Origin of the sequence: Candidatus Tisiphia endosymbiont of Oplodontha viridula (assembly GCF_964264865.1) — a bacterium.
In the GTDB taxonomy this organism is placed as follows: Bacteria; Pseudomonadota; Alphaproteobacteria; order Rickettsiales; family Rickettsiaceae; genus Tisiphia.
In genome coordinates this window covers 107,281-127,560 of sequence record NZ_OZ183486.1, presented here as the reverse complement: position 1 = coordinate 127,560, position 20,280 = coordinate 107,281, and the positions used below count along the sequence as shown (strand labels likewise).

At 32.8% G+C, this 20,280-nt stretch carries 18 protein-coding genes, 1 tRNA gene and 1 pseudogene; 8 read left to right on the top strand and 12 right to left on the bottom strand.

Going from position 1 to position 20,280, the window contains the following annotated elements; translation table 11 throughout:
* Positions 1 to 127: 127 nt before the first annotated feature.
* The 4 genes from ACFEL1_RS00640 to fdxA are packed head-to-tail and all read left to right on the top strand — an operon-like array spanning position 128 to position 3,321.
* Positions 128 to 1,324: a CCA tRNA nucleotidyltransferase gene (locus ACFEL1_RS00640; RefSeq protein WP_342278502.1), complete on the top strand. Its 1,197-nt coding sequence runs from the start codon at positions 128 to 130 to the stop codon at positions 1,322 to 1,324.
* On the top strand, positions 1,308 to 2,318 hold the full coding sequence (locus ACFEL1_RS00635; RefSeq protein ID WP_375331122.1) for a metal ABC transporter solute-binding protein, Zn/Mn family: 1,011 nt from the start codon (positions 1,308 to 1,310) through the stop codon (positions 2,316 to 2,318). The genes ACFEL1_RS00640 and ACFEL1_RS00635 overlap by 17 nt, the downstream gene beginning before the upstream one ends.
* On the top strand, positions 2,303 to 3,004 hold the full coding sequence (locus tag ACFEL1_RS00630) for a heme ABC transporter permease (RefSeq protein ID WP_342278501.1): 702 nt from the start codon (positions 2,303 to 2,305) through the stop codon (positions 3,002 to 3,004). Before ACFEL1_RS00635 ends, ACFEL1_RS00630 begins: the two co-directional genes overlap by 16 nt.
* Positions 3,001 to 3,321 (top strand): ferredoxin FdxA, encoded by a 321-nt coding sequence (fdxA, locus tag ACFEL1_RS00625; protein WP_341763349.1) that lies wholly within the window; start codon positions 3,001 to 3,003, stop codon positions 3,319 to 3,321. The genes ACFEL1_RS00630 and fdxA overlap by 4 nt, the downstream gene beginning before the upstream one ends.
* Before the next feature lie 34 nt (positions 3,322 to 3,355).
* On the opposite strand, the gene obgE is transcribed toward fdxA, so the two are convergent.
* From obgE to ACFEL1_RS00605, 4 genes and pseudogenes are all read right to left on the bottom strand, one after another.
* Positions 3,356 to 4,363: a GTPase ObgE gene (gene obgE / locus ACFEL1_RS00620; protein ID WP_375331121.1), complete on the bottom strand. Its 1,008-nt coding sequence runs from the start codon at positions 4,361 to 4,363 to the stop codon at positions 3,356 to 3,358.
* Between the two features lie 247 nt (positions 4,364 to 4,610).
* Positions 4,611 to 4,898, bottom strand: a complete 288-nt coding sequence (locus ACFEL1_RS00615; protein WP_341763351.1) for a hypothetical protein — start codon at positions 4,896 to 4,898, stop codon at positions 4,611 to 4,613.
* A gap of 191 nt (positions 4,899 to 5,089) precedes the next feature.
* Positions 5,090 to 5,460: pseudogene (locus tag ACFEL1_RS00610) on the bottom strand (transposase); the annotation flags it as partial.
* Between the two features lie 27 nt (positions 5,461 to 5,487).
* Positions 5,488 to 5,564: transfer RNA gene (locus ACFEL1_RS00605), tRNA-Pro, on the bottom strand.
* Positions 5,565 to 5,694: 130 nt separating this feature from the next.
* Here ACFEL1_RS00605 and trmD point away from each other — a divergent pair.
* Complete coding sequence (gene trmD, locus ACFEL1_RS00600) at positions 5,695 to 6,411, top strand: tRNA (guanosine(37)-N1)-methyltransferase TrmD (protein WP_375331120.1); 717 nt, start codon at positions 5,695 to 5,697, stop codon at positions 6,409 to 6,411.
* Entirely contained in the window at positions 6,411 to 6,836 is a 426-nt protein-coding gene (gene rplS / locus ACFEL1_RS00595) for a 50S ribosomal protein L19 (protein WP_341747533.1), read from the top strand. The genes trmD and rplS overlap by 1 nt, the downstream gene beginning before the upstream one ends.
* A gap of 11 nt (positions 6,837 to 6,847) precedes the next feature.
* Here the strand turns inward: rplS and recN are convergent, their stop codons facing one another.
* The 5 genes from recN to rseP form a co-directional block, all read right to left on the bottom strand.
* Positions 6,848 to 8,560, bottom strand: coding sequence for a DNA repair protein RecN (gene recN / locus ACFEL1_RS00590; RefSeq protein WP_375331119.1), 1,713 nt, complete (start codon positions 8,558 to 8,560; stop codon positions 6,848 to 6,850).
* Positions 8,561 to 8,634: 74 nt separating this feature from the next.
* Positions 8,635 to 9,702 carry a hypothetical protein gene (locus ACFEL1_RS00585; protein ID WP_375331118.1) on the bottom strand — a complete coding sequence of 356 codons (1,068 nt, stop codon included), beginning with the start codon at positions 9,700 to 9,702 and terminating at the stop codon, positions 8,635 to 8,637.
* A gap of 233 nt (positions 9,703 to 9,935) precedes the next feature.
* Positions 9,936 to 10,715 carry an outer membrane protein assembly factor BamD gene (locus ACFEL1_RS00580; protein ID WP_375331117.1) on the bottom strand — a complete coding sequence of 260 codons (780 nt, stop codon included), beginning with the start codon at positions 10,713 to 10,715 and terminating at the stop codon, positions 9,936 to 9,938.
* A gap of 224 nt (positions 10,716 to 10,939) precedes the next feature.
* A complete protein-coding gene (gene bamA / locus ACFEL1_RS00575) occupies positions 10,940 to 13,255 on the bottom strand; it encodes an outer membrane protein assembly factor BamA (protein WP_375331116.1) in 2,316 nt (771 codons plus the stop codon).
* 41 nt (positions 13,256 to 13,296) lie between these two features.
* A complete protein-coding gene (gene rseP, locus ACFEL1_RS00570; RefSeq protein ID WP_342278494.1) occupies positions 13,297 to 14,364 on the bottom strand; it encodes an RIP metalloprotease RseP in 1,068 nt (355 codons plus the stop codon).
* 355 nt (positions 14,365 to 14,719) lie between these two features.
* Here rseP and nusB point away from each other — a divergent pair, with 355 nt between their 5' ends.
* Entirely contained in the window at positions 14,720 to 15,217 is a 498-nt protein-coding gene (gene nusB, locus ACFEL1_RS00565) for a transcription antitermination factor NusB (protein WP_375331115.1), read from the top strand.
* The gene (locus tag ACFEL1_RS00560; protein ID WP_375331114.1) at positions 15,207 to 16,046 is read left to right on the top strand and encodes an SAM-dependent methyltransferase; all 840 of its coding nucleotides are present in this window, start codon (positions 15,207 to 15,209) and stop codon (positions 16,044 to 16,046) included. Before nusB ends, ACFEL1_RS00560 begins: the two co-directional genes overlap by 11 nt.
* Positions 16,047 to 16,089: 43 nt before the next feature.
* Here ACFEL1_RS00560 and dnaJ read toward each other — a convergent pair whose 3' ends face one another.
* The 3 genes from dnaJ to ACFEL1_RS00545 all read right to left on the bottom strand — a co-directional run bounded on the left by dnaJ (position 16,090) and on the right by ACFEL1_RS00545 (position 20,163).
* Positions 16,090 to 17,217 (bottom strand): molecular chaperone DnaJ, encoded by a 1,128-nt coding sequence (dnaJ, locus tag ACFEL1_RS00555; RefSeq protein ID WP_375331113.1) that lies wholly within the window; start codon positions 17,215 to 17,217, stop codon positions 16,090 to 16,092.
* Positions 17,218 to 17,554: 337 nt separating this feature from the next.
* The gene (gene dnaK / locus ACFEL1_RS00550) at positions 17,555 to 19,441 is read right to left on the bottom strand and encodes a molecular chaperone DnaK (RefSeq protein WP_375331112.1); all 1,887 of its coding nucleotides are present in this window, start codon (positions 19,439 to 19,441) and stop codon (positions 17,555 to 17,557) included.
* 98 nt (positions 19,442 to 19,539) lie between these two features.
* Positions 19,540 to 20,163: a hypothetical protein gene (locus ACFEL1_RS00545; RefSeq protein WP_375331111.1), complete on the bottom strand. Its 624-nt coding sequence runs from the start codon at positions 20,161 to 20,163 to the stop codon at positions 19,540 to 19,542.
* Positions 20,164 to 20,280: the final 117 nt, after the last annotated feature.

Sequence of the window (20,280 nt, the reverse complement as noted above, 5' to 3'; positions counted from 1 at the left end):
TCGTACCAGCCGCTTCAAGAATGCACTTTTCTGATATTCTAGCCACTTTTGGATTAAAATTTTTAATTTTAATCCAAAACTGAAGCTTGTAAATAATGACACAAAATAAAAATAAGGTGTTTCTATAATGCACGTTGTAACAAAAGAATTATCTATTCAGTCATGTTATTACAAAGAGATTCTGTCAATACTAAAACTAAATGGAGGAGTGGCTAGAATTGTTGGGGGGGCTGTTCGGGATGCTATTATTGGTGTAGTTAACTATGACGTTGATATAGCAACAAATTTATTACCAAAACAAGTAACAGATATTTTATCAAAAGCCAACATTACGGTCATACCAACTGGCATAAAACATGGTACAGTTACAGCTTTATTCAAGAATGAAAAATTTGAGATTACTACACTTAGAAAAGATATAAAATGTGATGGTAGGAGTGCAGAAGTTATCTTTACTGATGATTTTATGGAGGATGCTGCTAGAAGAGATTTTACTATTAATGCCCTTAGTTATTGCCCATTTGAACATAAAATTTATGATTATTTTAGTGGAATAGATGATTTGCGACAATCGAAAGTAATATTTATAGGACAGGCATTTGAACGAATCCAAGAAGATTTTTTGCGTATTTTACGGTTTTTTCGGTTTTCCTGCTATTATGCTGCACAGCTGGATCTAGATGGGCTAAATGCTTGTATTAAATTGAAGGAAAATCTAAAATTACTATCAAAAGAACGGATAAAATGGGAAATGGACAAATTGATTATCTCAGATAATAGTCCTGATATTTTGCAGCAAATGTTTGATAATGGCATATTGCAAATAATATTGCCAGTTAGCCAGTTTGATAAAAGATTTTTGTCAGAAGCAATTAATTTTGGTTTTTTAGAGCCTTACACTAGGTATTCACTCTTATTTTATCACATAAAGAACTTATCACTAAGTGATTTACTAAATTTAAAATTTTCCCGACAAATCGCCGTAAAAATCACTACGATACTTAAAGTTATTAATAGAGAAATAAACGAATTTGTATTAAGAGAAATTTGGTGGAAAAATGATGATTATTTACAGTATATAAGTGTTCTAGTATCATTAGGCAAACTAGATAGAACGGTAGCCAAGAAATTTCTAGATAGATATAGCTCCATTCCCCGTCCAATATTTCCTATAAAGGGTCATGACTTGCAAAAATTAAATATTCATGGTAAAGCTATTGGCATATTGCTAGACAAATTAGAAAAAGCTTGGATAGAAAGTGATTTTACGCTTAATAAGAATCAATTATTTAAATTATTGGAAAATAATGAAAATTACTATTAGTGCTAGCATTTTTATTGCTATGATTATAACATTATTTAATTATGCAGCTTTTGCCAGTATAGATAAAATGAATATTATATCTCTTTCGAAACTCGCTTGTGCTGAGGAATTTGAAGGAGTCACGGAACGCAAAACCGCAAGCAGTACGGCAAGCGTACGTGAGGATTTGAGTCTAGGCTCGACGTACAAATTACCAGCAGAAGTAGAGTTTCGAAAGAGATATATTGTTACTAGTATAACTCCGCTAGCAGCTATTATAGCTATGCTAGTTAAAGATCAAGCAGAGATTGTAGCTATTGCCAATAATGATGATTGCCCGCACCATTATAATTTAAAACCTAGTGACCTTAAAAAAGTCAAAGATGCAGATATTGTATTTTATATAGATGAGCAATTTGATGGTTTTGCTGGGAAGTTAATGAATGGTCATAGTAAAAATGTTATTAAAATTAGTAATTTTACGGGGCTAAAAATTATTAGTAATGACTCATATAGTAATTGGCATATTTGGCTTGATTTAGATAATGTAAAAGTAGTATTAGAACAATTATCTAAGATATTAGCGGGACGATTTCCTGAGATTAGTTCAGATATTTACCAAAATCTTGATAAGGCAAAAAAACAAATAGAGAGACTTACGAAAATCAAAAATGAAAAATTAGGACCTTTGACAGATGTTATTTTACTTAGTGATAGTCTAGAATATTTTTTTGATAATAGCCGAAAATTTGAACGAATCAGCGTTGCAAAATTATATAATTCTGATCAAAAAAGCCTTAAATATATTAGTAATCTTGAGCATTTATTAGCTATGTCCAACAGTAAATGTTTATTATTAAGTCTCGATCAAGATGTTCGAATTTATAAAAATTTTAAAGCAGAGATAGTAGAAGTTGAAAGCGAGAATTGGAGAATAACTGACATTAACGATGATTTATACTATAATCAATATTTAAAAATAATTAACCAAGTAGCTAAATGTTTAAATTACTAAACCCTTATTTTTTTAGTAAGTTAATACAAACCATTATACCATTATTGCTAGTTTCCATGTTGATACTAATGGGACTGGGATTATACCAAGCTTTGATAGTCTCACCACAAGATTACCAGCAGGGTGAGATGGTCAGGATTATGTATGTTCATGTGCCAGCTTCTTGGATGGCACTAGGGATTTATACATTTATGGCTATTTGTAGCTTGTGTAATCTAGTGTGGAAGACTAAAATGTCCTTTTTAATGGCAGTGGCCAGTAGCCCTATTGGTGCAGTTTTTTGCCTGATTAGCATGGTTACAGGTTCGTTATGGGGAAAGCCTATTTGGGGGACTTGGTGGGTTTGGGATGCTAGACTTACCTCAATGTTAGTATTATTCTTACTATATTTAAGTTATATAGTAGTTGTTAATAGTGGTGATAATATAAGGCGTGCTGAAAAACCAGCTTCGGTGATTGCATTGATTGGTTTTATCAATATCCCCATAGTAAAATTTTCGGTAAATATTTGGTATAGTTTACACCAGCCAGCAAGTGTTTTACGGCTAGGCAGTCCGACAATTCATAATTCTATGTTATTGCCCTTAGTGCTAATGTTTATAACTAGTATACTATATTTTTTATTAGTTTTAGGTTTGAGATCTTGTGTTTTAATAGCCAAATTCAAGGAATATGATAATTCATGACTTATGTTGTTACCGATGAGTGCATAAAATGTAAATATACCGATTGTGTAGAAGTATGTCCTGTTGATTGTTTCTATGAAGGGGAGTTAATGTTGGTGATTAATCCCGATGAATGTATTGATTGTGGAGTGTGCGAGCTTGAGTGTCCGGTTAAAGCTATTAAGCCAGAGTCAGAACAGCTGATTGATTGGATAGAGAGAGCTAAATTTTTCTCAAGCATGTGGCCTAATATTACTATTAAAAAACCAGCTCTAGCGGATGCAGATAAATATCAAGACGAGGAAAATAAGTTTGAAAAATATATGGGAGGGATTTAATTTACCTCAATTTGGGATAAGAATTAGTTAATTCTTATCCTAAATTGGGGTGATTTGTGTTTTTTACGTTTTCAAGAGCTTTTTTAATTACCCTATTTAATCCAGTTCTTGTATAGCTAGACACTATAAAAATTTCCTCACTAGTAATTTTTTGCAATTCTGTAATTTTGTCTTTAATTTCTTCTTCTAACAAAACATCGCACTTATTCAAACAAATTATTTCAAACTTATTTTTTAATAAGCTCGAATATGATTCAAGCTCGTTCCTAATAGTTCTATAATCAGCAATCAAATTATCACTTGTTGCTGATATCAAATGAATCAATAAATTACATCTCTCAATATGTTTTAGGAACTTATCACCTAGTCCATGTCCTAAGTGAGCCCCTTCTATTAAACCTGGGATATCAGCTATCACAAATTCTTCATCATCTACATAAACCACACCAAGATTAGGGCTTAGTGTGGTAAATGGATAATCAGCAATTTTAGGTTTTGCTGATGTCGTGGCTGCAAGGAAAGTTGATTTCCCTGCATTAGGTAGACCTATAAGACCAACATCTGAAAGTAGTTTGAGTTGTAAATTTACCCACATCTCTTCTCCAACAACACCTTCAGTCCTACGTCGCGGAGCTTGATTGGTAGATGACTTAAAATGGCTATTACCAAGCCCGCCTTTGCCTCCCTTAAGAATTTCAAAAGTTTGTTCATCGGAAGTGAAATCATATAGTAGAACATCGCCATGTTCTGAGAATATTTGTGTTCCTACTGGTACTTCTAAAAGTAAAGCAGGTTTAGACTTCCCACTACGGTTTGAGCCTTTACCATTCTCACCATTTTCTGCTTTAAAATGCAGTTTATGCCTAAAATTTACTAAAGTATTAAGATGAGAATTGCACTTAAAAATAATGCTACCACCACGACCACCATCGCCACCATCAGGTCCACCCATATCAATATATTTTTCTCGATGAAAACTAATCGCCCCATCACCACCATTACCGGCTTTTAAGCATATTTTAGCTTCATCGATAAAATTCATAATATATTATTGTAAGTTATAAACTTGATATTTATAGTCAATTGATGAAAATTTGGTGACTAATACCATTTCTCAAAACTAAATTGCTACTCGGAGTACGAGTGTCGGCTACCTTCGCGTACAACTAGTACGTGAGGAGCGGAGATCATGAAGTACGACGACGTGATGATTAGTTTTCGGAAATGGTATGAGTACACTTTGGCATCAGTATACCATAATATTGTTATCATGTAAAACACTCCTTTGTCTATATCCAATCAGGGCAGTTTAAAAATTCCAACTTTAAGTTATGTCTATAATTGTTAAAGTTTTCTCTAGTTTCAGTAATTTTGTTTGAAAATAGAGCTATTATAGAAAGAGTTATTGTCCTCAATAATGACATTATTAACGGAGCTTCTCCAGTACTAATAGTTGACTTGTTTTCTTCAAAAACCTTATCTTTTATCCAGTTTAAATTATTTTCGCATGACCAATGACTTCTGTTAAATTTTAACAATTCTTCTATACTAAACTTTTTCTCTAAGCTAGTAATCATTAATACATTCTCTGTCTCACAGCTATTAGCCTTGTGCTTCTTTTCTCTTTTTCGGGTAATTTTGCATATTTAATTGATATGCCATTTAAATATCCAAATGGCATATCAATTATCTCGATTTTTCTTCTTTCTATTCTCCCATGCTGTAAATCTATATTCTCTGCAAAACTCTTAATTTCCTGACCTTCTGCCTATATTTTATTAAATGTTTGTGTACTATGGTAATGTGAATTAGTAAATATCCTACGAAGAAGTAATCGACTCATAGCCAAAAAAATTATATTTTCACTAGAATCAGTAAGAAAATCATATTCCTTGGAGAGCCTTCTATTTCTATTTATCCAAGCAAAGGTTCTCTCAACAACCCATCGCCTTGGCTGTACTTTAAACCCAACTTCTCTTGTTGGCAATAGTTCTAATGGTGTACTTTCTGGTATCCAAAATCTGCACGCTGGTCGTTTAACAATTTCTAAATCTATGTTATACTTTTCCTAATGAGACCCTTTAAATCTTTAGACTGATACCCCATATCAGCCCACATTTGTTTAATAGTAAAGGAGGTATTAAATGTTAAATACAATGAAATTTGTGGTCGGAGCAGAGAGATTTGAACTCCCGACCCTCTGGTCCCAAACCAGATGCGCTACCAGGCTGCGCCATGCTCCGAAAAATAAATGATGAAGATTAACAATAAAGTGTTAGTGGATTCATATTGCCTAATTATATAAACTATAATATAAGTCAAATCAATTTTTTTATTTTAAAATTTCATCATATTTATTTAATTATTTATTACATGTCTTCATTACATGCATCAATATTAACCATATTTCCAGAAATGTTCCCTGGATTTTTGCAATATTCCCTTGCAGGGCAAGCCTTAGAAAAGGGTATTTGGTCTTATAATGTGGTTAATATAAAAGATTTTGGATTAACTAGGCATAAAAATGTTGATGATGAGCCTTATGGTGGTGGTAACGGACTGATAATGCGTCCAGATGTGGTGGGTAGTTGTATAGATCATGTTTTGTCTTCAAATCCTAATGCCAAAATATATTATCCCTCACCAAGAGGAAAGCTATTTAACCAAAATATTGCTCGTGAAATTATACAAGAAAAGCAAATAATAATTTTATGTGGTCGCTTTGAAGGGGTTGACGAACGTATAATTGAAGAGTATAATGTAACGGAAATTAGTATAGGGGATTATATTTTATCTGGTGGTGAGGTGGCAGCTCTTGCTATTCTTGATTGCTTGATTAGATTACTTCCGAATGTATTACTGAATCAAGACACATTGCAATCAGAATCTTTTGAGAAAAATGGAGAGTTTGCTGGATTGCTTGAATGTCCTCTGTATACGAGACCGGCAAAATGGAAAAATAGAGAAGTTCCGAGTATTTTGTTGTCTGGTAATCATCAATTAATTAAAGATTGGAAAAGCAAGCAATCTTTAGAGATTACTAAAAAACGTAGGCCGGATTTATTAAATATTTATAGGAGTTTAAGGTAATGAATATTATTGAAGAGTTTGAACAACAGCAAATTCTGAAACTAACGGAAAATAAAAAGATTCCTGACTTTAAAGCAGGAGATACTGTAAAGGTTACTGTAAAGATAATTGACCGAACAGTTGAGAAAGATGGTAAGGAAAAATTACTAGAAAGATTTCAAATGTATGAAGGCGTAGTAATTGCTAGAAGGAATAGTGGTGTTGCATCTTCTTTTGTAGTTCGTAAGGTCAGTCATGGTGAAGGTGTGGAAAGACGATTTATGATTTTCTCACCAATTGTACATTCGATTGAAGTTGTTAAATATGGTGTAGTACGTCGTGCTAAACTATATTACTTAAGAAATCTAAGTGGTAAAGCAGCTAGAATTAAAGAAAAACTTCAAGTAAATCCTAATAAAGTGATTAAGAAAAAGGTGGTTGCTTAAGGGGAAGGGGGCTAAGGATGTAGAAGCTCTTTAGCTGCCTTCAAGCTTGCATCGGTAATAGATTTGCCTGAGATCATGCGAGCAAGTTCAGCTTGCCTCTCTTGAAGATTTAGATTTTTTACAGTAATTTTAGTGCTTTCATTCAATTGTAGCTTGTTAACGATAATATGCTGATCTGCCTTACCTGCTACTTGCGGTTGGTGAGTAATTGCGATAACTTGGGCAATAGAGCTAAGCTTTTTTAGTTTTTCTCCTACTTTATCGGCTACGATACCACCAATTCCTGTATCTATTTCATCAAAAATAATAGTGTCCTTAAGTAGTTTATCAAAAAGACAAATTTTTAGTGCTAACATAAATCTTGATAATTCACCACTAGAAGCAATTTTATCAATAGGAGCAAGTTGCATACCAGGGTTAGTTGAAGCAACGAAACGCACATTATCGATACCATTATCTGATACCTTAGATAATATTACTTGAGAAGTATCCCTGTCTTCCAAAAAATGTTTATTGTCAGTTTGGTTTGCAATATTATCCTTAGATACTATTTCTACTTTAAAAATTGCCTTTTCCATTTTAAGTTGTTCAAGCTCTTTTTGCATAGCTAACTCTAGGTTTCTGGCTATTTTAGAACGCTGATGCGATAAAGCTTCAGCTAGTTCAAAATATTTTTTATGGTCAGCTAGCTTATTAGTATCTAGGATTTTAACATTATTAATTTTATCCTTCAGGGCATTTAATTGTTGGTTAGAATTGTCAACAAATTCAGGTATTTTATCGCAAGAGATATTATATTTTCGTGCTATGTCACGGATTTTAAACAGTCTTTCTTCCACTTCATCTAAGTTAAATTCATTTGTATCGAAGTTATTAATAATGTTTTGTAATTTTATACGTGCTTCTTCTAGACTATTATAACAATCATCCAAATTTAATGAAATAGAGGCAAATTCCTCATTTCCCTGTAAGTTACGGGCTATTAAACGTTGAACATTAGCAATGACCTTATTAATTTCAGGAGTTTCAAGATGTGATAATATATCTTGAGTTGTTTGTATTTCTTTATCACGATTTTGTAAACTATGTCTTATAGTGGTAAGTTTTTCTTCTTCTCCCACTTGATAGTCAAGAGTTTTTAATTCCTTGGTTACAAAATTTAAATAATCTATCTCTCGTTCTATAGTATCTTTATCTTTTGTGACTTTATTGATTTCTTTAGTAGTTGCTTGTAAAATATTGAAATGCTTGGATAATTCAGCTCTTAAACCTAGAAGGTTTCCATAATCGTCTAAAATATTAATATGGGAGGAGGGGGTAAGAAGGGTAGTAGGGCTATTTTGTCCATGAAGTTCAAATAAATAATCTGCTACTTGTTGCAAGGTATTTACTGTCACCGCTTGATCATTTATAAGAAATTTTTTGCGGTTACCAGATTTTTGGATACGTTTTATCAGTAATTCTTGGTCACACTCAATATTAAATTGTTCCAAAAGCTTTTTTAAATCATTATTGAGAGTAAATGTTGTAGCAACCGTACAATAATCGCATCCATGTTTTATTACATTATCAGAGAATTTGTTACCTAAAGAGAACAAAATTGCATCTAGCAAAATAGACTTACCAGCTCCAGTTTCACCGGTAATCACACATAGTCCTTTCTCAAACTCTATCTCCAGTTCGTCTATCAAAATAAAATTCTTCACCGAAAGACTTTGTAACATTAGAACCTCTTGCATAACTCTAGTTCTGTTGGTGATTTAGGCATCTAGGCTAGATTCAATGCCGTTTAATAAATTTAATCCTCTGAATTAGGAAGGTTAATTCCATAACCATTTTTACACCAATTTTGCACTTCTTTAAATTTTTTTGAAAAGTCTTCATCTAATTGAGATAATTTTTTATATTGGTTGTTATCAAGAATTAAAGGATCAATACCTCTGAATTTTGGTTTTATATTTATTTGACCATTACCATATTTAGCTAGTCTAAAAGATTCTGCATCTTCTTTGCATTTATTTAATAAATTTTTTATAATTTTATCATTACTATTTTCTATTTTTTGCATTACATTTTGATCTACGCTAAAATGTAACTCATCTTTAGAAACTAGTTTTATTTCTATAGCACGTTTTAAGATTTTATGAAAATAATCATAAACTACAGTATTAAATGGGGCTCCCCATAATTCTTTAATTAAATATAAAGGAATCATTGCAAATTTCTTGGCAGTATTTTTATTAGTAAAAAACCAAACTCCATTATGGAATTTCAGATCATCTACTATTTCCTTTGCTTCTAATTTAGATATTTTATTAAGTATTACTGCTGTATGAATATTATATTGTATTCTATCAGCACAAAGATCAGGTAGTGGTCTTTCAAGAGCCGTATATTTTGGATCATCTGGATCAAGATCTTTTATCGTAATATTATATCTACTTATAATTTCATCTATTTTCATAGAACGTAAAAAACATAAATGAATCGTATCTTGATAGGACTTTTCTTGCTGCTCATGATAAAATAAATTGTCTCCTAAATGAGAAAAAACAGTGTGGGAAGTATCATGTAATAGCCCAGCTATTTGCTCAATTTTTGATACTTGTGCTTTTTGAAGTAATACAAATACCCCTATACTATGATCATATCTACTAAAATATGGAAGTAACCCTATATAAGGTGCGGGCCCAGATTGATCAATTAATTTTAATCTTTGCATTGCTTTACTGTCAATTATTTTCTCTATCAGTGGATCGTTAACTACTACAGTATCCTGCCATATAGTATATAATTCTTTCTTAGCATAAGCAGAGAAACAAAATGAAATATAGAAAAAAAATAAAAAGTAAGCTTTTTTCTTCATAAAAATACCTAGATTGTTAAATAATAAATGATAAAGGCTTTATTCTATATAATGAAACTGTTGCAACAATCCCATAAGATATATAGAGCCTAAATAAGGTACTTATGCTAGAGAATTTGTAGAAGAGGCAAGAAAAGCAAAAAACCGTAAGTGGCATGAAATATGCATTACGGACTTGAGTCCAAGAGCGACGTAAAATTTACCAGCAAAAGTAGAATTGTAAAAAAATTCTATTATTGAGATGGCGTTTTATTTGGTCCCTTTGGAAAGTTGTTAATAAACGGTTGACAATATTTATACCAGTTACTGTTTGGGTAGTTGTGACCAAGTACTGCAGCATATTTCTTCGCTTCAACGCTAAGTCCCAGCATTAAATAACTTTCCACTAAACGATAAAGTGCTTCTGGTATATGTGATGTAGTTTGGTAATTATCCACAATAAGCTGAAATCTATTGATAGCAGCTATCGGGTTATTTCTACTGAGATAATAACGACCTACGTCCATTTCCTTACCGGCTAAATGATCATTTACTAAATCAATTTTTAAAGATGCATCAATTGAATATTTTGTTTTAGGGAAAAGTTTTATAACATCTTCAAAACTTTCTTTAGCTAAAAAGGTTCTTGATTGATCAAGCTGTACATTTGAGATTTGCATATAATACGATAATGCCTTTAGGTAATACGCATATGCAATATCTTCATGCATTGGATGAAGCTTAATAAAAGTATCAACTACATCTACCGTTTCCTCATACTGACATGCTAAAAATAAAGAATAGGCTTGCATTAACTCAGCTTGAGGAGTCATTTTATTACCAGGGTCTTGATAAAAAATTCTAGAAAATTCTTCGGCAGCTTTCAAATATTTTTGTTTTTCCAATAACACAAGACCATCATTGTATAATTCAGGAGCTGGAACAATTAAATCTTCATCTATCTTCTTAGTTTTACAGCTAGATAAAGCTAAGCAGGTAGTGATGGTATAAAATAATAATTTTGCTAATTTCATATAGAGCTTACAAATTTTTAGAACTTATTTTAAAACTTAATTTATACACGAAACACCGAGGATTATACAAGATTATTTTGAAAATTATTGTTTTTGACCTTGTGTTGTTGTCGTATAAAATTTTTTGCAATTCTTACTAATTTTGAGTTAACTTCTACCAAAGCTGGGGCTTTTGGCAACATTTCAACTTCTTTTTCATTAATTTTAGAACTCAGGTTACAATATTAAAAATGGGTAGAAAACTTTAGATGAAAAATTTGCTTTTCATCATAAGGTCTCTTTTTAATTGGCCAAGCCCAATCCATTCTGATAGGGGCAAAGCGAGTGACCCATATAAAACCTACCCCAACAGAAGCACGAAGTGACTTATCATTATAAAAACTATCAGATTTATAAATACTTTTAGAATTTAATCCTACACCCCAAAGACTACCAGCATCCATAAAAACAGCTCCAGTTAAATTAAAATCTTCTGGCAAACCAGTCGGAAAGTTGAGTTCTGTTGAAAATGTATAATATTTTTCTCCGCCAAGACCTTCATTTGTTGTTTTTTCTCTAGGACCTATTCCACTAGCAGCAAATCCTCTAAGGCTATAATCACCCAAATTAAACCGATCAGAAATTCTTACAGTTTTACCTCCTACACCCATAATACCACCGACACTACTTGAAAGTTTTAAAGTGAATTTATTATTGATAAAAGATTTAAAATATTTACCGTCTAGTTCATGTTTTAAATATTTATTATTACCCCCAACACCAGCAAATTCCTGAGTGCCACTAATAACATAACCATTTTTAGGAATAATCCTACTATCAAGCTGATCATAAGTGATAGTATGTCCGATGGCTGATGTGATGAATTTTCCCATCTGTTCAGTTAAGAATATAGAACTTGAATTGCCTAGAGAGCTTAATACATCTCTCTTAAGAGTATAGTCAATTTCATGACTTAAGTCTTCCGCAATATCATAACCAAGAGAAGGTTTGAGTCCTATAGATTTTAACGTATAATTTTGATCTCCTTGTGAAAGAAATGAAGTCCCACGACCGCTATAATTATTGAAAACATTAAAACCTAGCGATACATCTTTATCAAGAAAATGAGGTTCGGTTATGCCACCATAGTAACTAATACTCTTTTTTCCTACTTGTACTCCAGCATTTAACACTTTTCCAGTACCAATTAAATTACGTTCCAAAAATGATATACGTCCAAATGGTCCTCCTGCTGTGTTATAGCCAGCATCAAAACTAATTGAAGATGTTGATTTTTCCTCAACGTCAATATTAATATCATATTTGTCTTTTCGTGTTGTTGGTGTAACGCTAATAAGTACTTTTTCAAAATAATCCAAATTGCGTAGATTCTGATGACCTTTTTCTATATAAGAACGGTTAAATATATCTCCTTCAGAAATTTTAAATTCTCGTCTAATAACTTTATCTTCAGTTTTTAGATTATTCGTAATATTAATTTGATTAATAAATACTTTTTCTGCCTTATCTATCACGAATTTAATATCGACAGTATGATCAGGGTTTTTACTACTTATATCAGGGTAAACATTAATTCCTGGATAACCTTTACTTGCAAAATGTGAAGAGATTTTATTTGCTATTTTATTCAAACTATTAATATTAAATGTATCACCTGACTTAACATTAATATATTTTTTAATTTCATTTATATCAATATTAGGTAATTTATTGTCAATAGTAATGTTGCCAAAATTATATTTTGCCCCTTCTTCAATAGAGTAAGTGATGGTAAAATATTCTTTGGTTGGATTGAGTTCTGCTGTAACAGAAATAACACGAAAATCGGCAAATCCTACTGACTGATAGAATTCCTTTAACAATTCTTTATCATACTCTAAGCGGTCTGGATCGTAAGTATCATTTGTTTCTAAAAAGTTAAACCATCTTGACTGTTTTGTTAGGATAACAGATTGTAGTTCTGTACTACGGTAATTATTATTTCCACTGAAATAGATTTTTTTAACAGTTGTTTTAGGTCCTTCTGCAATATCAAAAGTAACTTTTACTCTGTCATTCTCAAGCCTTTCAATTTTTGGCGTTACGGTTGTAGAGAAACGACCTGAACGTTTGTATATCTCTTTAATTTTTTCCACATCTAGTTGGATTTTAGCTGGACTCATTGATTCACCAGACATAGTAAGCAATTCTTTCGATAATGAAGATGTTTTGATTTTAGAATTACCTGTAAACACTACTTTAGTAATAAACGGAGTTTCTGATACAGTAACTATCAAATTGCCACCATTGACTAGTGTAATACTTATATTTTCAAATAGAGACGTTGAGTAAAGGTTTTTAATTGCTTCATCTCCTTTGGATGAAGTATATTCTTCTCCTACTTGAAGCTTTAAGTAATTTTCAATAGTCGAGTTTTCGATTATTTTATTACCTTGAATAGTTATTTTTTTTATATACTCAGCCGATAAAGCTGATGTATTATATAAAACAGTTGTTGCCAAAATAGCTAGTTTAATAGTTGATTTGACGTTTGTTTTCACAAGAACCTTCTTTTGTTTGGTTTTATAAGTCATACTAAAATTTAAAATACTAAGTTTTTTATATCATTTGACAAGGAAATTACAATAAGAAAAATAATTATCCCCATACCTAGTCTTAGTATAACATTTTTTATAGATGCACTAAGTGGTTTGCCAAATATTATTTGATATATTATAAATAATAAATGTCCACCATCAAGAACTGGAATCGGTAGCAAATTAAGTAAACCTAGATTAATTGATATCATGGCTACAAATAGTGCGAAATTTGCTACCCCTTGTTCTAAAGATTTCCCTGACTCCTTAGCAATGGCAATTGGTCCCCCAATCTCATTTAAAGATCTTGTACCCATTAGCATTTGTCCAAAGTTTCTTAAAATTAAGTTGGAAATATAAATAACATCTTTCGATCCTTGATAGATACTTTGAAAAATATTCATTTTTATAAAAATAGGTTCATTCTTAGCAATAACTCCTATATAAGGTCTTTTTATCTCAGGTTGATTATCCAGTTTTTGACTAATCTCCTTTGGAGTTATAACAATATTAATAATCTCATCATGCCTTTCAACTAAAAGATTGATGGGTTTAGTCCCGCTCATGAATATATTTTTCTGTAAATCGACAAAACTATCAATTTTATTAGTGCCAATCATAATAACTTTATCATTTTCCATAAGACCAGCTAGTTCAGCGGGGGAATTAGCCACCACTTCACCAATTACAGGAGCTATCTCTACTTGACCATGGGAAAAATAAATAGTTGTGAATATGAGAATGGCTAACAAGTAATTAGCTATAGGTCCAGCAGCTATAATTAAGAACTGAACCCATAGAGGCTTGCTAAGAAAAGCTAGAGGTCTATTATCCTGTGCATCTTCAAGTGTTGCAGGGTCAAATCCATAAATTTTAACGTAACCACCGAAGGGTAGGGTGCAAATTTTCCATTTTACGCCATCTTTGTCTATTTTAGAAAAGAGTTCCTTACCAAAACCTATCGAGAATTCCTCGACCTTTACTCCAAATATTTTAGCTATGTAATAATGACCAAACTCATGAATAAAGACTAATAAGCTGATTGTTAGAATAAATCCGAATATTGATAACATACAACTCATTATTTTTTAAATAGGTTTACTAAATTATGCTTTTTTGCTATAGCTAATATACTCGATAATCAAGTTTTTCCTTAACCGTCATCGCCAGGGCAGTTTAAAAGTCCCAGCTAATGATAGAAAATACTAAATTATAGAAATAAATAGTTGTCATCGCGAGCCACAAAGTGGCGTGGCGATCTAGGTAAACAGCGAAGCTGTTTTTTTAGAGTAATGCTTCGCGTATCCTAGATTGCCGCGTCGCCACTTTTTCGCGGCTTCTCGCTAATAGACGTATTTTTTAATAATTCTAAAAAACTTGATTATCGAGTAATAGATTAAATATGTTACCAATACATCAAAAATTTTTATGACCTCAACCAAGATTAGTACCAAAACGATAGCACGTATTGCTGCGGTGCAGGCAATTTATCAGTATAAACCGGAGATTCCTGATCAAAACATAGACCAGATTATGCAGCAAATTGTTCAATTCTATCATGATGAACGAGTAGCTAATGATTTAACAACCAATTTCAATAAACCAATAAAAGTAAAGCTAAGTATAAGCTATTTTGAATTGTTAGTAAAGTCTGTAGTTCTAAATTTACCTCAAATTGATAAGATGATATCAAGGCATTTGACATCGGAATGGCAAATTACCAGCTTACCTGTTTTGCTTCTTGCTCTCTTGCGTGTGGCAATTTGTGAATTACAATTTCTTCCAAATGTTCCAAGTAAAGTGGTAATTAATGAATTCACCGACATTACAAGTGATATGTTGAATGAAAACGAGGTTGGTTTTGTTAATTCTGTATTGGATAGAATTGCTAAAAAATCTAGTGAGATCATGTGTCATGACATCTAATATATTAGGGTTTAGAGGTAAATTTGTTGCCGTTAAAACTGCAAAAAAGCGTAAAAATTCATCGAAAAAGTGGCTCACGCGCCAATTAAATGATCCATATGTTTCTAAAGCAAAGCTTGATGGTTATAGGTCTAGGTCAGCTTATAAGTTGCTGGAAATCCATGAAAAATTTAATCTGTTAAAACCAGGGATGAAATTAGTCGATTTAGGTGCTGCACCAGGTGGATGGAGTCAAGTGGCTAGCAAAATTATTAGACTTCCTGCAGAATTCGCTTTTGCTGAGGAATTTGTAGGAGACACGGAACCTCGACCCGCAGCGTACTCAAATGTACGTGAGGAGCAGAGTACCGGTATCACGCACAAATTACCAGCAAAAGTAGAATTATGCAGGAAGTCTATTAAATCTGATGAATCTAGTGGTAATAATAGCACGATAATTGCAGTTGATTTGCTTGACATTGAGCCAATTATTGGTGTGCATTGCTTACAAAAAGACTTTTATGCTGAAGATACCAAAGAGATTATTATAAAGATGCTCGATGGTAGTGCTGATGTGGTAATGAGTGATATGGCTGCTAATACGACGGGGCATGCAACAACTGACCATATTCGGACTCTTGACTTATGTGAGCATGCCCTTGACTTTGCCTTAAAAATTTTAAGACCAGGGGGGCATTTTATTGCTAAAATTTTTCGAGGTGGTACGGAGAATAATGTGCTAAACAGAGTTAAACTTAATTTTCATAAGGTCAAGCATTTTAAACCATCTTCTAGTCGTAAAGAGTCAGTAGAGGTTTATTTAATTGCTTTAAATAAGAAATCTGAATGATAGTTAAGGAAAAACTTGATTATCGAGTAAAATGGATAAAATTTCATGACCATAAGTTTTTCATTTTATTAAAAAAACTAGCGTCATCCTCATCTTTGTCGCTTGTAAATTCTTTATCCAGCAATTCTAGTAATTCTTTTTGTTTTTTAGTAAGATTCTTTGGTATCTCAATATGTATGTGGGCAAACATATAACCTCTAATGTTTGATCTAACCTTAGACATACCTTTGCCTTTTAACCTAAGTTGTTCGCCATTTTGTGTACCAGCGGGTATTTGTAATTTTACCTTACCACCTTCTATGTCTGGAACTTCTACTTCTCCACCTAAAATAGCTTTAATAAAGCTAATTGGTAGTCTGCAATGCAAATTAATTCCATCAACTTTATAGAGGTCATGCGGTTTAATAGTAATAAAAATATACAAATCCCCGTTATTTCCTCCTCGCACTCCGGCATCTCCTTCACCCATAAGCCTTATTCTAGTACCTTCTTCAATACCAGCTGGAATATTTACTAATAAATTTCTATGTTGTGAGTAACGCCCCTGACCATAACATTTTTTGCATGGATTTTTAATGATTTGTCCTGCACCTTGGCATTTTGCACAAGTTTGTTTAAATGTCAAGAAGCCTTCTTGTCTTCTGGTAACCCCTTGTCCTGCACAAGCGTCGCATTCGGTCATTCCGGCATTACTTTCTGATCCGCTGCCATTACATGTTTGGCATTTTACTTCACTGGTAAAACTAATATTTTTGTCGATACCACGAAATGCTTCTTGCAAAGTAACTGTGATATCATATTTTAGATCTGAGCCTCTAATGGTAGTTGATGGTCGTTGTCTTCTTGCCCTGCCACCCATAAAATCATTAAAAAACTCACCAAATATATCATTTATATCAGGTCCATTATTGTTATGTCTTCCAGCTGACGATGCTGCACCTGAATTCTGAAAGGCATCATGTCCAAAACGATCATAGGCAGCTCTTTTTTGTTCATCTTTTAAGATATCATAAGCACTGCTTATTTCCTTGAACTTTTTTTCTGCTTGTTTATCCTGTGTATTACGGTCAGGATGATATTGCATCGCCAATTTATGATAAGCTTTTTTTAGCTCTTCTTGGGTAGCAGTTTTACTAACCCCAAGTATTTGGTAATAATCTTTTGTCGACATAATAAGAATATCTGATTTTTAATTTAGTTTAAATTATCCTTTTTAGCAGCCTCACCATGAGGGGTGATGTCCACAACTGTTGAAAGTTAAAAGATCGTCATCGCGATGAGCTTTGTAAGCCCTAAACCGTCTATTAGCGAGGAGTCGCTGTAAGCGACGACGTGGCAATCTTGTGAAGAAGAGCTTACTTCATGAGATCGCCACGGCGTCTATCGACGCCTCGCGATGACGGTTTTTTAACTTTCAACAGTTGTGGGATTGCCACGCTCACGTACGTTCGCTCGCTAATAGACGATTTTTTAACTTTCAACAGTTATGGGGTGACATCCAAAAATTCCTACTTGTTGCTGACATCTTCGTAGTTAGCATCAACTACTTTGTCATCATTCGTCCCAGGTTTTTCCTCACTATGATCATCTGGCTGAGATTTATACATAGCTTCTCCTATTTTCATACTACTAGCCATAAGAGCATCAGTTTTTGCTTTAATTTGCTCAAGATTATCAGACTCTAAAGCTGCTTTTAACTCTGTTATGCTATTTTCTACTTCTTGTTTATCACTAGCTGATATTTTACTATCATGTTCTTTTAGAGTTTTTTCTGTTGAATAAATTAAGCTATCAGCACTATTTTTAGCCTCAATTAATTCACGACGCTTTTTATCATCCTCAGCGTTTTTTTCTGCATCTTTTACCATTTGTTCAATTTCCGCATCATTAAGACCTCCAGAAGCTTGAATAGTTACTTTTTGTTCCTTACCACTAGCTTTATCCTTGGCAGAAACATGAACTATACCATTAACGTCTATATCAAAAGTTACTTCAATTTGCGGTAATCCTCGTGGTGCAGGCGGAATGCCATCAAGATTAAATTGGCCAAGTATCTTATTATCAGATGCCATTTCCCGTTCACCTTGGAATACCCTAATCGTTACAGCATGCTGGTTATCATCAGCAGTAGAGAATACCTGACTCTTTTTAGTTGGAATAGTAGTATTACGATCAATCAGCCTAGTAAATACCCCACCAAGAGTTTCAATACCTAAAGATAAAGGGGTAACGTCTAGCAATAATATATCAGTAACTTCTTTATTTAACACTCCTCCCTGAATAGCAGCACCTAGAGCCACGACTTCATCGGGGTTAACTCCTCTATGTGGTTCACGACCAAAGAAATCCTTTACTTTCTCAATAACTTTTGGCATTCTAGTCATACCACCAACAAGTACTACTTCTTGAATATCCGAAGCTTTTAGCCCAGCATCTTTTAAAGCTTTCTTACATGGTTCTATTGTATCATCAATTAATGTTGCCACTAAGGATTCTAATTTCGCCCTAGTAAATTTTATATTTAAATGCTTAGGACCTGAGCTATCAGCCGTAATATATGGCAAATTAACATCAGTTTGAGGTACAGATGATAATTCTTTTTTAGCTTTTTCAGCAGCTTCTTTCAGACGTTGCAAAGCTAAAGGATCTTTGCGTAAATCTATACCACTTTCTTTCTTAAATTCATCAATTAAATAATCTAGAATTCTAGAATCAAAATCTTCACCACCAAGGAAAGTATTACCGTTGGTAGATTTAACTTCAAATACACCGTTACCTATCTCTAAAATTGATACATCGAACGTACCACCACCAAGATCATAAACTGCAATTATTTTGCTCTCAGCTTTATCGAAACCATATGCTAAAGCGGCTGCTGTTGGTTCATTGATTATCCTTAATACTTCCAAACCAGCAATTTTGCCAGCATCTTTGGTTGCTTGGCGCTGTGCGTCGTTAAAATATGCTGGTACAGTAATGACTGCTTGTGTTACCTTCTCACCAAGATAATTCTCAGCTGTTTCTTTCATTTTTTGTAAAATGAAAGCACTAATTTGGCTTGGAGAATATTTTTCGCCCTTAACTTCAACCCAAGCATCGTTATTAGCAGCTTTTACTATCTTGTATGGTACAAGATCTTGGTCTTTTTTTACCATAGGATCAGAGAAACCTCTACCTATCAATCTTTTAATACCGTATAAAGTATTTTGTGGATTGGTTACAGCTTGACGTTTTGCTGAATCTCCAATTAATTTTTCACCGTCATTACCAAATCCTACCATTGAAGGAGTAGTCCTAACTCCTTCAGCATTTGCTATGACTCTTGGCTCTTTTCCTTCCATTACTGCGACGCAAGAATTTGTTGTTCCTAAATCTATACCTATGATCTTCGCCATATACACTCCTAATCCCAATTTAATAAATCAATTTGATAAGTTTTGATATAGTGTCTCCTCGTTTATTTTACAAGAGGTAGCTGTGAAAAAAAGTTATATCAGGTCCTTATCACTGGAGCAGAACATTTGGACGAGTCACCTATTTCACTTTGTACATTTCTACGATTTTGAACACCCCTAATTCTCTCTTTATTAGAATTTTCTCTTACCTCGATTAATCCTTGTATAAGATATTTTAATCTAGAACTTTCAGTATAAAGGATCATATATTTAAAAAACTTGGTATATTTACCTACTAGCTTATTACCACCATTCCAATACAGATCCTCAATCATCAGCATCTCGTTAGGTTTTAACTTATCCCAAGACTTACCATAAATATTTTTTAGCTCTAGGCGATTAACAGCACTCTTACAATCATATATCATTCGAGATTGTTGTATTGTAATAGCTTTATTGCCATTATAAACTTTGTCAAATGATAAAGAACCTTGGAATATTGTCTGCCACACAATTTTTGCTCTTGGATTATCCATGTTAAAGCCTATCCCTATAGTGTTGTACCCCTTAATATCTTTATATACTTGTAATATTTCATTTTCATTACCTTTAATAAAAGTAAATACCATTTCTTGGTAAAATTGTAGATATTTTGGGTCAGAAAGATTTAATCCATATAATTTATCCCGTAATTCAGCGGCAAATTTTATACTCACTACCATAAATTTAACTTATTATCTTGAAAATATCAATAATAACAGGTTTTTAACTAGCACTAAGCATCCTAGAAGAATAATTTTAAATAATCATTGACGGAAAGATTATTTCAGAACATAATC

Coding starts and splice junctions, on each gene's coding strand:
- ACFEL1_RS00640 (WP_342278502.1), top strand. CDS start 128: ATGCACGTTGTAACAAAAGAATTATCTATTCAGTCATGTTATTACAAA.
- ACFEL1_RS00635 (WP_375331122.1), top strand. CDS start 1,308: ATGAAAATTACTATTAGTGCTAGCATTTTTATTGCTATGATTATAACA.
- ACFEL1_RS00630 (WP_342278501.1), top strand. CDS start 2,303: ATGTTTAAATTACTAAACCCTTATTTTTTTAGTAAGTTAATACAAACC.
- fdxA (WP_341763349.1), top strand. CDS start 3,001: ATGACTTATGTTGTTACCGATGAGTGCATAAAATGTAAATATACCGAT.
- obgE (WP_375331121.1), bottom strand. CDS start 4,363: ATGAATTTTATCGATGAAGCTAAAATATGCTTAAAAGCCGGTAATGGT.
- ACFEL1_RS00615 (WP_341763351.1), bottom strand. CDS start 4,898: ATGATTACTAGCTTAGAGAAAAAGTTTAGTATAGAAGAATTGTTAAAA.
- trmD (WP_375331120.1), top strand. CDS start 5,695: ATGTCTTCATTACATGCATCAATATTAACCATATTTCCAGAAATGTTC.
- rplS (WP_341747533.1), top strand. CDS start 6,411: ATGAATATTATTGAAGAGTTTGAACAACAGCAAATTCTGAAACTAACG.
- recN (WP_375331119.1), bottom strand. CDS start 8,560: ATGTTACAAAGTCTTTCGGTGAAGAATTTTATTTTGATAGACGAACTG.
- ACFEL1_RS00585 (WP_375331118.1), bottom strand. CDS start 9,702: ATGAAGAAAAAAGCTTACTTTTTATTTTTTTTCTATATTTCATTTTGT.
- ACFEL1_RS00580 (WP_375331117.1), bottom strand. CDS start 10,715: ATGAAATTAGCAAAATTATTATTTTATACCATCACTACCTGCTTAGCT.
- rseP (WP_342278494.1), bottom strand. CDS start 14,364: ATGTTATCAATATTCGGATTTATTCTAACAATCAGCTTATTAGTCTTT.
- nusB (WP_375331115.1), top strand. CDS start 14,720: ATGACCTCAACCAAGATTAGTACCAAAACGATAGCACGTATTGCTGCG.
- ACFEL1_RS00560 (WP_375331114.1), top strand. CDS start 15,207: ATGACATCTAATATATTAGGGTTTAGAGGTAAATTTGTTGCCGTTAAA.
- dnaJ (WP_375331113.1), bottom strand. CDS start 17,217: ATGTCGACAAAAGATTATTACCAAATACTTGGGGTTAGTAAAACTGCT.
- dnaK (WP_375331112.1), bottom strand. CDS start 19,441: ATGGCGAAGATCATAGGTATAGATTTAGGAACAACAAATTCTTGCGTC.
- ACFEL1_RS00545 (WP_375331111.1), bottom strand. CDS start 20,163: ATGGTAGTGAGTATAAAATTTGCCGCTGAATTACGGGATAAATTATAT.